The sequence below is a fragment of the Nocardia sp. bgisy134 genome (genome assembly GCF_965341865.1).
Classification (GTDB): domain Bacteria; phylum Actinomycetota; class Actinomycetes; order Mycobacteriales; family Mycobacteriaceae; genus Nocardia.
In genome coordinates, this window is sequence record NZ_CBDQZP010000004.1 from 127,975 (window position 1) to 143,245 (window position 15,271).

General features: G+C 67.8%; 13 protein-coding genes. 4 read left to right on the top strand and 9 right to left on the bottom strand.

Annotation, left to right across the window (positions count from 1 at the left end; genetic code table 11):
* Window positions 1-22: 22 nt before the first annotated feature.
* On the bottom strand, window positions 23-1,186 hold the full coding sequence (locus tag ACRWNM_RS09495; protein ID WP_431965648.1) for a glutamate--cysteine ligase 2: 1,164 nt from the start codon (window positions 1,184-1,186) through the stop codon (window positions 23-25).
* Window positions 1,187-1,325: 139 nt separating this feature from the next.
* On the opposite strand from ACRWNM_RS09495, the gene ACRWNM_RS09500 reads away from it, so the two are divergent.
* Window positions 1,326-4,229, top strand: a complete 2,904-nt coding sequence (locus ACRWNM_RS09500; protein WP_431965650.1) for a UPF0182 family protein — start codon at window positions 1,326-1,328, stop codon at window positions 4,227-4,229.
* 34 nt (window positions 4,230-4,263) lie between these two features.
* On the opposite strand, the gene ACRWNM_RS09505 is transcribed toward ACRWNM_RS09500, so the two are convergent.
* Window positions 4,264-5,376, bottom strand: a complete 1,113-nt coding sequence (locus ACRWNM_RS09505) for a CapA family protein (protein WP_431965652.1) — start codon at window positions 5,374-5,376, stop codon at window positions 4,264-4,266.
* Between the two features lie 39 nt (window positions 5,377-5,415).
* Here ACRWNM_RS09505 and ACRWNM_RS09510 point away from each other — a divergent pair, with 39 nt between their 5' ends.
* The gene (locus ACRWNM_RS09510; RefSeq protein ID WP_431965654.1) at window positions 5,416-6,174 is read left to right on the top strand and encodes a Mut7-C RNAse domain-containing protein; all 759 of its coding nucleotides are present in this window, start codon (window positions 5,416-5,418) and stop codon (window positions 6,172-6,174) included.
* Window positions 6,175-6,176: 2 nt separating this feature from the next.
* Here ACRWNM_RS09510 and ACRWNM_RS09515 read toward each other — a convergent pair whose 3' ends face one another.
* From ACRWNM_RS09515 to ACRWNM_RS09535, 5 genes are all read right to left on the bottom strand, one after another.
* Window positions 6,177-6,620, bottom strand: coding sequence for a nuclear transport factor 2 family protein (locus ACRWNM_RS09515; RefSeq protein ID WP_431965656.1), 444 nt, complete (start codon window positions 6,618-6,620; stop codon window positions 6,177-6,179).
* Window positions 6,621-6,797: 177 nt separating this feature from the next.
* Complete coding sequence (locus ACRWNM_RS09520; RefSeq protein WP_431965658.1) at window positions 6,798-7,499, bottom strand: TetR family transcriptional regulator; 702 nt, start codon at window positions 7,497-7,499, stop codon at window positions 6,798-6,800.
* A 99-nt stretch (window positions 7,500-7,598) separates the two neighbouring features.
* The gene (locus tag ACRWNM_RS09525; protein ID WP_431965660.1) at window positions 7,599-9,194 is read right to left on the bottom strand and encodes a GMC oxidoreductase; all 1,596 of its coding nucleotides are present in this window, start codon (window positions 9,192-9,194) and stop codon (window positions 7,599-7,601) included.
* An 87-nt stretch (window positions 9,195-9,281) separates the two neighbouring features.
* Entirely contained in the window at window positions 9,282-10,565 is a 1,284-nt protein-coding gene (locus tag ACRWNM_RS09530) for a lipase family protein (RefSeq protein ID WP_431966159.1), read from the bottom strand.
* A gap of 304 nt (window positions 10,566-10,869) precedes the next feature.
* On the bottom strand, window positions 10,870-11,013 hold the full coding sequence (locus ACRWNM_RS09535) for a hypothetical protein (protein WP_431965662.1): 144 nt from the start codon (window positions 11,011-11,013) through the stop codon (window positions 10,870-10,872).
* 168 nt (window positions 11,014-11,181) lie between these two features.
* Between ACRWNM_RS09535 and ACRWNM_RS09540 the strand changes: the two genes are divergently transcribed.
* Complete coding sequence (locus ACRWNM_RS09540; RefSeq protein ID WP_431965664.1) at window positions 11,182-11,850, top strand: cyclase family protein; 669 nt, start codon at window positions 11,182-11,184, stop codon at window positions 11,848-11,850.
* Between the two features lie 31 nt (window positions 11,851-11,881).
* On the opposite strand, the gene ACRWNM_RS09545 is transcribed toward ACRWNM_RS09540, so the two are convergent.
* Both ACRWNM_RS09545 and ACRWNM_RS09550 read right to left on the bottom strand, forming a co-directional pair.
* A complete protein-coding gene (locus tag ACRWNM_RS09545; protein ID WP_431965666.1) occupies window positions 11,882-12,205 on the bottom strand; it encodes a hypothetical protein in 324 nt (107 codons plus the stop codon).
* Between the two features lie 32 nt (window positions 12,206-12,237).
* Window positions 12,238-14,004, bottom strand: a complete 1,767-nt coding sequence (locus ACRWNM_RS09550) for an FAD-dependent monooxygenase (protein ID WP_431965668.1) — start codon at window positions 14,002-14,004, stop codon at window positions 12,238-12,240.
* 397 nt (window positions 14,005-14,401) lie between these two features.
* Here ACRWNM_RS09550 and ACRWNM_RS09555 point away from each other — a divergent pair, with 397 nt between their 5' ends.
* Window positions 14,402-15,049, top strand: a complete 648-nt coding sequence (locus ACRWNM_RS09555) for a response regulator transcription factor (RefSeq protein ID WP_431965670.1) — start codon at window positions 14,402-14,404, stop codon at window positions 15,047-15,049.
* Window positions 15,050-15,271: the final 222 nt, after the last annotated feature.

Genomic DNA, 15,271 nt, shown 5'->3' on the forward strand with positions numbered 1-15,271 from the left:
TCCCTCCGCCGACGATCGGCAATTACCTGAGCGGGCTACCCGCGCCTGCCTCGCCGAAACCGAGCGGCGGCTCCTCGGGCAGCGCACAGCCCTCCAGGGTGGCCTCGGACAGTTCGGCGATCACCGCGGCGACGTCGTCACCACCGGCACGGAAGGCGCGCAGCTGACGCATCGCGCCGTTGCCGCGCTCGAGCACCGCGGCGATGGTGTCGGCGACGAACTCGCGATCGCCGAGTTCCTTCAGGGCGGGTTCGACGTGTTCCACCAGTTCCGCCAGCAGGTCGCGGGCCGGCAGCACGCGCCCGTCCATCGGCGCGACCGCGTCGCCGTCGATGCCGCTTCTCGCCGCCTTCCAATAGGCCGCGCGCAGCATCTCCGCCGCGACGGCCGGTGCCGTCCTGCCCTCGTCCAGCGACTGGCGCGCCATCATCACCGTCGCGCGCACCAGGGTGGCGAGCAGCGTCGTCTCGGCCACCGTCGCGGGCACATCGCTGACCCGGATCTCCACGGTCGGATAGGTGATCGACCGGCGCACGTCCCAATAGACCATCCGCTCGTCGAGCATGATGCCGCTGGACAGCATCATCGCGACCAGGTCGTCGTAGTCGTCCGCGCAACGGAAGTACGGCGGCGGTCCCGCACTCGGCCAGCGTCGCCACAGAATGTTGCGCCAGCTCTTGTACCCGGTCTCCGCGCCGCGATAGATCGCCGAATTGGCGGTGAGCGCGAGAAACAGCGGCAGCCACGGCCGCAGGTAGTTGCTCACCTGCACGGCGGTCTCACGATCGGGCACGGCCACGTGCACGTGGCAGCCGCACAGTCCCTGCTCTTGGGCGAGCATCCCGAAGCCGTCGGCGATGCGGCGGTAGCGCGGGGTGTCGGTGACGGGGTAGTGCAGCGGAATCGTCGGCGGGATCGCCACGGCGAGCAGGCGGGCGTCGTTCATCTCGGCGCAGGAGGCGACGCCGCGGCGCAGATCGCGCAGTTGCTGTGCGAGATCGCCGGTGCGGGTGTGCACGCCGGTGTTCGTCTCGATCTGACAGCGCGTCAGCTCCAGCTGTAGGTCGAGCCCGAGGTCCCCGGCGGTCCGAGCGACCGCGTCGTTCTTGGCGGTGGGCGCCCCTGTGCGTGGATCAGCGAGGAGGAATTCCTCCTCGACTCCGACCGTAGACGAGTCCACGTCCATGTGGGTAGGTTACCGCGCTGACCTGAGCTTACGTATCGAGCTCCTGCTATTTCGCACGTCGGCCCCGGTAGAATCGGACCAGTCGGTCACGCGTCGGCCGTGCACCCCTTCGGCCTGCGCAGCCACGGGAGAGTGGGATATGAGCGCACGCGACGGCCTCGGTCTGCGGCGGTTGCCGCGCGGCATTCGGGTACTGGTGATCACCGCCGCGCTGTTCGTCGCGACGTTGCTGATCCTCCCGCGATTGGTCGGGGTCTACGTCAACTGGCTGTGGTTCGGCGAAGTCGGATTCCGCGGCGTCTGGCTCACCGTGTTGCTCACCCGGCTGTCGCTGTTCGTCATCGTCGGGCTGCTCATCGGCGGCGCCCTCTTCGGGGCCATGTGGCTCGCGTTCCGCTCCCGGCCGCTCGTCGTACCGGCCTCCGAGGAGGAAGACGTTCTCCGTCCGTACCGCGACATGGTGCTCCGGCGGCCACGGCTGTTCGGCGTCGGGATCGCCGCCGCGCTGGGGATTCTGTGCGGTCTCATCGGACAATCCGGCTGGGTGACGGTTCAACTGTTCCTGCACGGCGGATCCTTCGGCATCACGGATCCCCAATTCGGCCACGACATCGGCTTTTACGTCTTCGACCTGCCCTTCTACCGGTTGCTGCTGAACTGGTTGTTCGTCGCCACCGTCCTCGCGTTCCTGGCTTGCCTCGCGGCGCACTACCTGTTCGGGGGACTGCGGTTGTCGGGAAGCTCTCCAGGGCTGACCCACCCGGCCCGCGTCCAACTCGCGGTGCTCGCAGGCACATTCGTCACGTTGAAAGCGGCCGCCTACTGGCTCGACCGCTACTCGCTGCTCTCGACCCGCAGCAAGGAACCCACCTTCGCCGGCCCCGGCTACACCGATATCAACGCGGTGCTCCCCGCCCGGCTCATTCTCTTCGCGATCGCCGTCATCTGCGCCGCGGCGGTCTTCGCCGCCGTGGTGGTCCGCGACCTGCGCATCCCGGCGATGGCCGCGGCGCTGCTGCTGTTGTCCTCGATCCTGGTGGGCGCGGTCTGGCCGCTGGCCGTCGAGCAACTCTCGGTGCGCCCGAATGCCGCCGATATGGAGCGCGTCTACATCGAACGCAACATCACGGCCACCAGGCAGGCGTACGGAATCGGCAGCGACCATGTCGAATACAAGGACTATCCCGGGATCGGCACCAAACCGCCGCCGGAGGTGCCCGCGGATGTGACGACGATCGCCAACGCCCGCCTGCTCGACCCGAACGTGCTCTCGCGCACTTTCACCCAGCAACAACAGCTGAAGAACTTCTACAGCTTCCCCGCGCATCTGGACCTGGATCGGTATCCCATCGAGGGACAGTTGCGCGACTACGTGGTGGCCGCCCGCGAGCTCACACCGACCGCGCTGAGCGGCAACCAGCGGCACTGGGTCAATCGGCACACCGTCTACACCCACGGCAACGGGTTCGTCGCGGCGCCGGCCAATCGCGTCAACGCCGCGGTCCGCGAGGCGGCGGGCGACGCCGCGAGCAGCAACAGCGGGTACCCGATCTACACCGTGAGCGACATCGCCTCGCAATCCTCCGGGCACCAGGTGATTCCGGTGGATCAGCCGCGCATCTATTTCGGTGAAGTGATCGCCCAGGACGATCCCGACTACGCCATCGTCGGCGGCGGCACCGAATCCCGCGAGTACGACACCGATACGACCAAGTACACCTACACCGGCGCGGGCGGGGTGCCGATCGGGAACTGGTTCAACCGCTTGGCATTCGCACTCACCTACAGCGAGCGAAACATCGTCTTCTCCAAGGCGATCGGTTCCGGATCGAAGATCATCTTCAATCGGGATCCGCGCCATCGCGTCGAACTGGTCGCGCCGTGGCTGACCACCGACCACAACCCCTATCCCGCCGTCGTGAACGGCCGGATCGTCTGGATCGTGGACGCGTACACCACGATCGACGGCTACCCCTACGCCAAGCACACCTCCCTCGAGGCCCTCGAGCCGGGCGAGCAGCCCGGCACGGGATCGCATCGGGATATCTCCTATCTGCGGAACTCGATCAAGGCCACCGTCGACGCCTACGACGGCACGGTCACCCTCTACCAGGTCGATCAGCACGACCCGGTCCTCGCCGCGTGGATGAAGGTGTTCCCCGGTACGGTCGAACCCGAGTCGTCGATCAGCCCGGAACTGCGGGCCCACTTCCGTTATCCGGAGGACCAATTCGAGGTGCAGCGCGAGATGCTGGCCAAGTACCACGTGGACGAACCGCGAGAGTTCTTCACCACCAACGCTTTCTGGTCGGTGCCCAGCGATCCGACCGTCGAGGCCAATCCGCACCAGCCCCCGTTCTACGTCCTCGCCGGTGATGCCGACACCGCCAGGCCGACGTTCCGGCTCGCCACCGCGATGGTCGGGTTCAACAGGGAGTTCCTGTCCGCCTACGTCTCCGCCGATTCCGATCCGCAGAACTATGGCAAGATCACCGTTTTGCAGCTGCCCACCGACAGCATCACCCAGGGCCCGCAGCAGATCCAGAACTCGATGATCTCCGACACCAGGGTGGCGTCCGAGCGGACGTTGCTGGAGCGATCGAACCGGATCCAGTACGGCAACCTGCTGACGCTGCCGATCGCCGACGGCGGTGTGCTCTACGTCGAACCGCTGTTCACCGAACGGATCTCGACGACGCCGGACGGATCGACGTTCCCGCAGCTGGCGCGGGTGCTGGTCAGCTACCGCGAGCCCGGCACCGGCGGCGTGCTCGTCGGCTACGCGCCGACCATCGCCGAGGCGCTCGACCAGGTGTTCGGCCCCGCGACCGGCAGGCTGGCCACTGCGCCCGGCGGCGGGCCGGGGGCGCCGCCGCCGCCTGGCCAGCATCCGTCACCGGCGCCGTCGCCGCCACCTCCGCAGGCCCCGCCGCCGGTGGATCAGGCGAAGATCGCCGAACTCAACGCGCAGATCGACGCCATGCGCGAGGCGCTGAATCGTCTTCAGCAGCAGCTCAACGAGCTCGGTATTCCCGGTCGATAGTCGTTGTCCCCGAAGGCGTTCACCGCGTCGATCCTCAGTGATACGCCGCCGGATACACCACCGGAAGGTCGTCGGGCCGCGCGGCGACGCGGGTGTCGAATCCGCGGCTGATGTCCGCCATCGTGTCGCACAGCCAACGGGATTCGTCGTATCCGGCCGATTGGAGGCGCATGTTCCGCATCCGCAGCGGAATCAGGCGCACCTCGATCTCGGAATCCACCGTGACGAGGAACAACAGCCGAAGATCGGTGCGGTATCGCGCATGGCCCCCGATGCCTTCGTAGTCGTCGACGACGTCGCCGCACCCGTACAGAATCGGTTTGCCGCGGTAGAACTCGATCGGCCGCGGATGGTGTGCCGAATGCCCGTGCACCACATCGACTCCCGCATCGATCAACCGATGCGCGAAGCGTCGTTCGCTCGGTGTCACCCGGTAGCCCCAATTGGGTCCCCAGTGGATGGAGACGATCGCGACGTCCTGTGGGCGGGTGTACGCCGTCACCGTCTCCGCGATCTCGTCGGTCGCGGCGAGGCTCGGGGCGTCGCCGACCCGCCACAGTCCCGGCCGGTCGTGCTGCGCCGCCCAATATTCCGGAACCCCGCTCGATCCCGCGGCGACCGACACGATCACCGCCCGTCGCCTGTCGTCGAGTTCGGCTGTCGCGGGGGCACGGGCGCCGTCGAGATCCTCGCCGGCTCCGGCGTGGTCGACGCGAGCGGCATCGAGCGTGCGGAGGGTGTCGGTGAGTCCGCGCACGCCGAAATCCAGCACGTGGTTGTTGGCCAGCGCGCAGACGACCGGCGCGATGACGGTCAGCACCGGCACGTTGCGCGGGTTCATCCGATAGTGGATGCCTTTGGCGGGAGCGAACGTCCCGCCCGCGGTGATCGCGGTTTCCAGATTGATCAATCGCACGTCGGCCAGCGCGAGAAACGGCAGGGCGTCACCCCACGGCGCGCGGAAGTCCACGGGACGGGTGAGCGGGCCGTTGGCATTCTCGGCCAGCTGCACATACGTTCGCGCGTCCTCGACGAATCGTTCGCGCAGCGCCGGGTCGCCGGGATGCGGCAGGACCTGATCCATCCCGCGGCCCAGCATGACGTCGCCGCCGAGTAGCACCGTCGGCATACCACCATTGTCGATCACCGATCGGTCGCGCGCCTCGACCGGGACGACAATGGTCCTATGACCGCCGGTGTCGAACTGCGCGTGTACGCCGAGCTGAACGATTTCCTGCCCCCGGACGTCCGGTTCACGGCGCAGCGGCGGCCGATGCGTCCGCATCAGACCGTGAAAGACATCGTGGAGGCCGCGGGCATCCCGCACACCGAGGTCGATCTGTTGCTGGTGAACGGCGCGTCGGTCGGCTTCGGCCACCACCCGTGCCCCGGCGATCGGCTCGCCGCGTACCCGATGTTCGAAACGCTGGACGTCGGGCCACTGACTCGGGTGCGCGCCCGCCCGCTGCGCGATCCGCGCTTCGTCGTCGACGTCAATCTGGGCGGGCTCGCGCGGCTGCTGCGGCTGCTGGGAATGGACGTCCGCTGCGAATGGGACGCCGAGGACGCCGTGCTGGCCGAGATCGCGGCCGCCGAGCACCGGATCCTGCTGACTCGCGACCGCGGACTGCTCGAACGCCGCAATGTCACCCACGGTGTGTTCGTGCACGCGGACCGTCCGTTCGAGCAGGTCGTCGAGGTGATCCGCCGTCTCGACCTGACCGGTCGGCTCGCGCCGTTCAGTCGCTGTGTGCGCTGCGGCGGCGTCGTCACCGATGTGGCCAAGGACGACGTCATCGATCGGATCCCGCCGCTGACCCGCCGCTACTACGACGACTTCCGGCGATGCGCGCAGTGCGGCCGCGTCTACTGGGCGGGCTCGCATCAGCGGCGGCTCGACGACCTGGTCGCCCGCGTTCGCGCCGCGACCGGGTCACCGCGCTGAGGTCAGAGACCCTTCTCCTGGCCCGCGAGGAACATGTAGCTCTTCTCCTCGACGCGCCGCCGAATGCGCCACCGCCCCTCGACGCGGGCGAAGGTGTCGAGGTACCACAGCCCGCACAGCATCAGGCTCTGCGCGCCGTTCTCGCCCGCGACGAGCATCGGGTTGTGGCACATGGTGCGCGCGGTCGCGGTGTCGCCGTCCACCGTGATGGAGGAATTGCCGACCATGTGCTGGAAAGCGGGGAAATTCGGGAGGACGTCGGCCAGGAATTTCTTGGTCGAGGCCAGATCGCCCGCCGGTCCGCCCATCGCGGTGTAGTCGATGTGCGCGTCGGCGGTGAAGATCTCGTCGAGCAGATCCCACTGCCGAGTGTCGACCGCGTGCGAATACCGGACCATCAGATCCTCGATCTCGAGCCGATCCGAAATCTCCTGCAACGACAGCATGGGTGCCTCCGAAGGTGCGACGGCGGGGCCTCGCCCCACCCTAGAACACGTTCCTATCTCCTGGACCGGTCCGCGCGCTGCCGTTCGTCGGAAATACCGGACCACACGGAGCCACGCGAGCGTCACCTCGCCCCACCCGCTAAACCATCCGCGCGGGCCTCATCGAGCCGTGACGCGCTACGGCTGGTCCGTGGCGACCGGGTCGTGCGGTGCCTGCTCGCCGGTGTCGGGGCCGGGGGAGTAGGGCGAGACGATCGCGGGACTCCAGGTGAAAGGTGCTGTGTCGGCGGTGAGCGGGCGTCCGGCGGCCGCCGCGAAAGGCTCGTTGTTCCCCGTCATCCGGGTGATCGTGCGTTCGAGCGCCGGGAGGATCTCGGTGATCTCGAGATCGTCGTGCGCGAAACGGCCGACCAGGGCGTAGACCATATTGCTCAGCACGAGCCCGACGTCGGCGATGTAGTCGGCGTCGATGCCCGCGAACAGGGTGCTCGCGGCGGGCAGGACGGCGTCGAAGCCCTGGGTGTCGAGTCGCTGGCCGCCGGGTCCGGAGCGCGCGCGGTAGTAGGCCACCAGCATCCGGGGATTGTCCTCCCACGGCTCGAACACGTACCGGACCATCCGCACCAGACCGTCGGCCAGCGACTCGTTCTCACGCGGCGGCGCCATCTCGGTGTAGATGTTGGCGGCCATCCACTGTTCGACCGCGGCCAGGATCAGCTCGTCCCGGGTCGGATACAGCTTGTAGACCGTGGCCAGCGAGACGTGCGCCTGTTTCGCGACAGCGCGCAACTGGACCGCGTCGTAGCCGTCGGAATCGAGCAGCGACAACACGGTGTCGATGATCTTCGTTGCTGGATCGCTCTCGCCTGTCCTGGCCACCTCGCTACGGTAATCCAGGGCGCCGGTGCGTCCCGGCATCTCGCGAGTGCGCCGAGGCCGCCGCCCCCCTCCACAGTGCGGCGGCATCGGCGCATCGCGTCAGATACGTGTACCCACGTCGCGGGCGACGAGGTTGTCCAAGGCCCGTTCGGCGACCGCCGCGATGGTCATCGAGGGATTGCAGGCGGCGGTGCTGCCGGGCATCAGCGCACCGTCGAGCACGTAGAGCCCCGGTTGGTCGTGGACCCGGCCGTCCAGGTCGCACACCGCGCCCATGCTCGCCCCGCCCAGCGGATGCCAGGTCGAGGGGAACAGGGCGTTGGTGTCCAGCAGGACGCCGCCGGGTCCGGCGATCTCGTGGACGGCCGGACCGATGTGGTTGTCCTGGATGCCGCGGTCACCGTCCTCCGGCCAGTGCAGTATCGCGTCGTCGCGCGCCGCGTCGTAGCCGAACGCGCCGCGCCCGTCGCTGACGCCGTAGCCGACCATCATGGTGCTGGCGACGTCGAGCGACAGCGGCGGGATGGACGCCTGGATCACGGTGTAGGCGGCCCGTGGATCGGCCCAGTTCTTGCTGCCGTAGATCACCGGGCCGCCTTGCGGCGCACCGAATCCCGAGGCGGGATCGGCCCACACGTAGATGCGGTCGGCGTTGGTGCCCCAGCCTTGGCCGAGGCCGTCGGGCAGGTCGGGGATCAGGCCCTTGGCGCCTGCGCGCACCAGCAATCGGGTGGTGTTCAGGCTTCCGGCGGCCATGATCAACGCACCGGTGGTGAGGACCTTGTGCTCGACCACGGCGCCGGTGGTGTCCAGGTGTTGCACGTGCACGATCCAGCGACCGTCGGGTCCGCGTTCGACGTCGGTCACCTCGTGCAGTGTCTCGACCCGCACCAGCCCGGTGGCTTCGGCGGCGGCGATGTAGGTGACGTCGACGGAATGCTTGCCGCCGTTGTTGACGCCCATCGCTCCATCGCCGTTGGTGTAGGACGCCTTCATCTCCCCGCGCAGTTCGGCCAGCGCGAAATCCCAGTCGATCGGCATCGGGATCTTCGACAGCGGCATCCCGGCCGCACGCACCCGGTCGGCGAAAATCCTTGCTGCCCGGTAATTCTCGGTCGCGATCAATTCGTCCGGCGCTTCGGCCAAACCGAGCATCCGTGCCACCCTCGGGTAGTGCACCTGGTTCATGGTGGCCCAGTCCAGCTCTTGCGGAAAATGCGCGTCGAACACGTGCTCGGCGGGTTGCAGCGACATGCCCTGGTAGACCAGCGACCCGCCACCGACTCCCGCGGCGCACAGCGCCGTCATGTTCACGCCGGGCACCGCCTCCACCAGACCGGTGTAGGGCTCGAACGCGAGAGGCTTGCCGAACAGGTTCGGGCTCGACCTGCACCACAGCAACCGTTTGTCCGGCGCGGAGGCGCGGGGAAAGGTCTCCGCGTTCGGCCCGGTGGGCCAGCGCAGGCCGCGCTCGAGCACCGTCACCGGCACGCCTGCTTGCGCCAGGCGCAGTGCGCTGACTCCGCCGCCGAACCCGGAACCGACCACGACGACGCGGTGCTCTTCATAGGTCAGCGGAACGCTGTTGACCCGCGCGGCGACCGGAGCGGGCACCCCGATCGAACGAGCGCCGAACAGTACGGCGCCCGCTGCGGCGGCGCCGGTCAACATCGACCGGCGCGAGATTGCTTTCATGACAGGACCTTCGGGGTGATCGTCGGCCACCGCGCGGTTCGGCGGCGGCCCGTTGGCGTGCGCCGCGTCGTTGCGGCGCACGGGGATTCAGTCGAGGGTGCAGCCGACGACCGGTTTGCCCGCGAGGCGATCGAGGAGGTAGGTGATCGCGTTGTCGGGGCCGAAGCCGTCGATCAGTTCCGGTCCGAAGTGGTTGGGGATCGTGGCGCCGGAGAAGATCGGCGGCAGATCGTTGGTGCGGAAGGTGACGGTGGCCCCGTTGGCGCACCAGTCTTCGGCGAGGCGGCGGGCCTGGTTGTAGGGGACGGTGTCGTCGTTGAGGCCGCTGGTGATCAGTACCGGTGTGGTGGGCGTCAGGGTGCCGACGCGGAGTTCGCTCAGCGCGCGCGCCGCCTCGGGAATCGCGTGCAGATGTTCGGTGAGAGATCGGCCGTCGATCGTCAGCGAGCTGGTCTGCAGGAAGGGGTGGTGGGTGATGACGTCGCCGATACACGAGGTGCTGAGCGTGTCCAGCATGGCGCGTCCGGCGGGACTGGTCACCCGGTCGACTGCCGTGTGCAGCTCGGGGTAGCGCGCGAGCATGCCGTTGATGGCGAATCCGATGGCGCCGCCGATCAGCGCGCCGTCGATGCGCTCGAGGATCTTCGCCAGATCCGCGACTGGCCCGCCTGCCCAGGTGCCCTTCAGATTCAGCTCCGGCGCGTAGCTCGGCTGCATCTCCGCCGCCGCGGCGGCCGCGCCGCCGCCTTGCGAGTAGCCCCAGAACACCAGGGGGGTTTCCGGTCCGACGCCCGCCAGGTTGTTGGCCGCGCGTGCGCCGTCGAGCATGGCGTGTGCGCCCTCGATGCGATTGGCGAAGGTGTGGATGCCCGGGGTGCCCAGGCCGATGTAGTCGGTCACCAGAACTCTGGCGCCGAGCGCGCTCCACACCGCGGACGACGGGAGTTCTTGATTCGCCGACAGCCCGGGCGACGGGTCGGTGAACAACGCCATTCCGGTCGAGAACGCCACCGACATCGCGCACCGATCGGCCTGACCCGAGGTGCCGGGGCCGATGACAACGGTCGGGCGCGGACCCTCGCCCTGCCAGGGACCGGTGGCGTCGATGAACGTTCCTGTCACCGCGACCGGCGACCCGTCCTGGAGCCGCGTCGTGTACATGACGTGCTGCGCTTGCCCCGGCCATCCCGCGACCGTGGGGGCGGTCGCGAACAGCGGCATCGGCTGGGTCTTGATGATCGCGCCTGGGCCGGACGGGATCTGGGCGGGCGGAGTGTAGAAGGCGCTGACCTCGTCGGCCGCCGCTTCCTTGATGTCCATCCCGACCCCGGCTACGGCGGTGGCACAGGCCAAGGCCACCGCCGCCGCCATTCGACCGGCCCGCGGTAGCGACCCGGACCGCGAACGTCCTTCGTGCTGTCGAAGCATCGATAACTCTCCGTGAACTCCGCCCCCGGCGCCGTCGCCGGAGTGCCCTGTATCGCATCGCGTCTGCGGGATGACACCCGTCACAGCCGCGATGCGGTGTACAGTAACATGGTTACTGCAAGGTGCGAATCCAATCGGTCCCAGAATCTGGGGAGTCACTCGAACGAAGAAGCCAGATCCAGCCGTGCCGGGACGTGCCGGATGACCGTAGCGTCGGTCAACGCGAAAAGTGATGTGCGCGAAGGAATTACGGCAGCGTTGCCAGCGCGTCCGCCGCGAGGGCGGCGAGGTCGCGGGGCAGCACACGGGTCACATCGAGGGCGCCACTCGCCTCGACGATCCGGGCGACCTCGTCGATATCGCCGGCTGTGAGGCACTCGCGACGAATCATGTTCGCCAACCGGCCATCCCGCGAGCGGCCGGGCGAGGAAAGGCCACTCGTCGCGGACGGCGGCCGCCATCAGCACGCTGAGCAGATCGGCGCACACGTCCACGCCGGGCGTCATCAACGCGCTTCGAGTGACCGCCACGGACCTGTTCGCCCGGTACGGTCGCACATATGAGCAAGGCGATCGTGGAGCTGTCCCACCCGATCTCCGACGGCATGCTCACCTACCCCGGTCTGCCTGGGCCGCGAGTCACCACGGAGGTTTCGCGGGAGCGGTCGCCGCTGGTCGACATGATGTACGACATCGCACGCGTGAACATGGTCGGCAACACCGGGACCCATATCGATGCACCGTTCCATTTCCATGCCCGCGGCGTCGATATCGCCGAGCTGCCGCTGGAGCGGCTGCTCAACGTGCGAATCGTCATGATCCGTGCGGAGGGGGTCCGCGCGGTGGGACCGGATGCGCTCGGCGACCCGGCACGACTGTGGGGCAGGGCGGTGCTCGTGCACACCGGATGGTCGGCCCGGTGGGGCTCGCCCGCCTACCTCGGGCCGGGGCATCCGTTCCTGGTGGGCGAGGTCGCGGAGGCGCTGGTGGCCGCGAACGTGGCGCTGGTCGGCATCGATTCGCTCGATATCGACGACACGTCCCTGCCGACGCGACCGTGCCACCACACACTGCTCGGCGCGGGCATCCCGATCATCGAGCACATGACGAACCTCGACGCGGTCCCGAACACCGGCGCCCGGCTGGTCGCGCTGCCCGCGCCGATACACGGGATGGGCACGTTCCCGGTGCGCGCGGTCGCCTGGACCGACCACGGCGTCGGTCGCTGATCAGGCGTCGTTCGTGCCGTGCGAGTGTGCGTCAACCACAGCAGAAGGGGTTGTCGCATGGATCGCCGATTTCACTGGCGTAGGCGACGAAGTCTCCGATGGGCTCCAGGATCTCCTCGACCGTCCCTGGCTCCAGCGCCGGAGCGGAAGGGTCGAACGGCTTGCCCCACGTCGATGGCGTGTCATCGATGTCGAAACGGCGCAGCCCGTCGACGAAGAGCGTCCAGAGCGGGTGATCGGGAAAGCAGTTGAGCCGCAACACCCACCACGATCCGTCCACACAGGCCGCGACCGGGAAATGCGCTTTCCCGGTCTTGCTCCACCGAGGCCGTGCGTTCAACTCCGGGTACGACATGCCCACAGTCTCGTCGATCGAGCCGTCACCCGTCACGCGCGACCGTTCGGGAGGGTCGCCCCGGGCGCGGCCCCGCGAACGCGGTCCAAGACGTCGGCGGGCCGATCGGGAACGGTGTCACCGCGCCAGGCGACGTGCTGGTCGGGGCGGACGAGCACGAGGTTCCGCTCGTACTGGATGCGCGCGTGCTCGTCGCGGATGTCCACGACATCCAACGGCAGATCGCGTTCGGCCGCGGCCGTCACGAAGGCGGTGACGTCGCTGTCGTCGAAGCGCAACAGGGTGAAACCGCGGCCGAACAGATCGAAGACGGCTTGGCCATCGGCGAGGAACAGACTCGGTGGCCGGGCCCCGGGAAGTGTGCCGGGGAGGTAGGTGTGCATGCTGTCGGTCGGCGCGGGGTGTCGTTCGTGACAGATGACGGGTGAGTTGTCGTAGCGGTACCCGTATTCGATTCCGTCGGCTTCGTTTTCCAGGTTGCCCAGATCCAGGATCTCCCGGCCGGCACGACGACGGTCGCGATCTCCCGACCAACCCTCGTCGTGAATTCGCTTGCGGTAGCCGGTCTTGATCGCCAGGCGCACCAGCGTGTGCCGCGCGGAGGCCGTCCGGTTGCGCACCGCGACCGGACGGCGCTCGGCTTCATACGCGTGCAGCAGGCGAGGATCCGCCCATCCCTGCACGACGGCGGCCAGCATCCAGCCCAGGCCCACCGCGTCACCCACTCCGGTGTTCATGCCGTATCCGCCTGCGGGGACGACCTGATGTGCGGAGTCGCCTGCCAGCCAGACCCGCCCGCTGCCGTAGCTGTCGGCCAGCGACAGCCGCGGACGCCAGGCGTTGGCAACGACGATGTCGCAGTCGAACTCGATTCCCAAGCGCGCGAACAGAAACCGCTTCGGATCGATCGCCTCGGCATCGACGCCCTGACCGATGGGCATGTGCAGTGTCCAGGTGTCGCGATCGTTCTGCGAGATCAGCGTCCATCCCTCGGGTGACTGGGTGTGCCAGGCCGTGCCGAACCGTTCGAGCAGCCTGCGGTCGGGCGAGGTGAAGTGGATCAGGTAGACCCTGCCGTCCATCGGCCTCTCGCGCTCTTCGCGATAGGCGCGGACTGCCGCCGCCACTACACGTCCCAAGCCCAGTTCGCGCGCGGCGAGGCGGCGCAGATCGATGTCGTCCAGGTCGATGCCCAACCCTTTGCGCACGATGCTCCCCGCACCGTCGCATCCGGCGAGGAACTGCGCGCGCACCGTGCGGGTCCGCCCGGTCGCCGAGCAGCGGATCACCGCGTCGACCCCCGCGTCGTCCTGACGAAACGACTCGAGCCCCCAGCCGTAGCGGACGTCGATGCCTCCCGCCCGGGTCTCGAGAATCTCTTTCAGCGCGGGCTCGAGCAGCGCCTGTGACACCCGCATCGGGGGTTCCAGCGTGGTCGTGCCGTCGTTGCGCTCGCGAATGAGCGCACGACCTTCGGCGACGGTCGGGTAGCGGAAGCGCGCCAGTTCCCACCCGCTGAGCTTGGTCACCCACGACACGTCGAACGGATGATCCTCCGGCACCGCGACTTTCCGCACGTCCTCGGCCACACGCAGCTTGCGGAACAGTTCCATGCTGCGGCCATTGGTGATGTCCATCTTCGGGTGCGTGGTCGTGGACGGGTTTCGTTCCACCAACATCGCGGCCACACCGTGGTGCGCCAATGTCAACGCCAAGATCAGACCGACCGGACCGCCACCGACGACAAGGACCGGAACCTGCTCGTCCTCCGCTTCCGTCGCATCGGCATTCGAACTCATGGTCACGCCCCTTCGGTACCGTGGTTGGGATCACCCACGAGCAATATTGAACACTACTGTTCAATTCGGATCAAGTTTGCCTATCGTCAGAGCATGGGTCGATCAGGCTCGTCCAGCTGCCGTGTCACTGCCCGCCGTCGATTGCCGATCGCCGCATGGAGCACCGGCCTCGAGGCGACTCCCGCAGATCGCCACCATGGCGGGGACGGCGGCGAATTGGCCGGAAGCGGCGTCCATCGGCACCGGCCTGTTGCGCGCTGATGTCGTGGCGGCGGCACGCCGGGAGTGAGACGGCGAGCGGTCAAGGGGCTTCGGTCACCACTCCGAGGGCGAACTCCGGCACGATCCGGCGAATACCTTCGTACGCTGAAAGCATGGCTGACGGAGGTGCATGGACATGATCAAGGTGTTCCTGGTCGATGATCACCACATCGTGCGGCGCGGGGTGGCCGACCTCATCGATACCGAGTCCGACATGGACGTCGTCGGCGAAGCGGGCAGCATGTCGCAGGCGCTGGCGCGAATCCCCGCGCTGAGACCCGATGTCGCGGTGCTGGACGTGCGGTTGCCCGACGGCAACGGCATCGAGCTGTGCCGCGAACTGCTGAACCAGCAGCCGGAGCTGCGCTGCCTGATCCTCACCTCGTTCACCGACGAGCAAGCCATGCTGGACGCGATCCTGGCCGGGGCCAGCGGCTATGTGGTCAAGGACATCGGAACGACCGACCTCGTCGACGCTATCCGCGATGTCGGATCGGGCAAATCACTCCTGGACAACCGAGCCGCGGCCGCGTTGATGGCGAAGTTGCGCGAAGAGGCCGAGGCCAAGACGGGACCGCTGGCCGCGCTCACCGATCAGGAGCGTGTTCTGCTGGGTCTGCTCGGTGAGGGGTTGACGAACAGGCAAATCGCCCAGCGAATGTTCTTGGCGGAGAAGACGGTGAAGAACTACGTGTCCCGGCTGCTGACGAAACTGGGTGTCGAACGACGCACCCAGGCCGCGGTGCTCGCTTCCAAACTGAATGCCTCCGACAACCGGAACTGACATTCGCGGCGGTGCACGAGCGCGTCTATCCGGGGTTCGTATTCCGTAGCGGCCGGGTGGATGTCAATCGTGCCTCCTGTCATCTGTCTGTTCCTCCGTTCAACTCAGCGGGCCCGATCGCGGTTCGACAGGGCCGATCGTTCCTGTCGAACCGCGATTCGTCACCGAGAATGTCAGCGACTTCGGGCACCTTCCGGACAACCTCGGCGGTAGACGTAATCG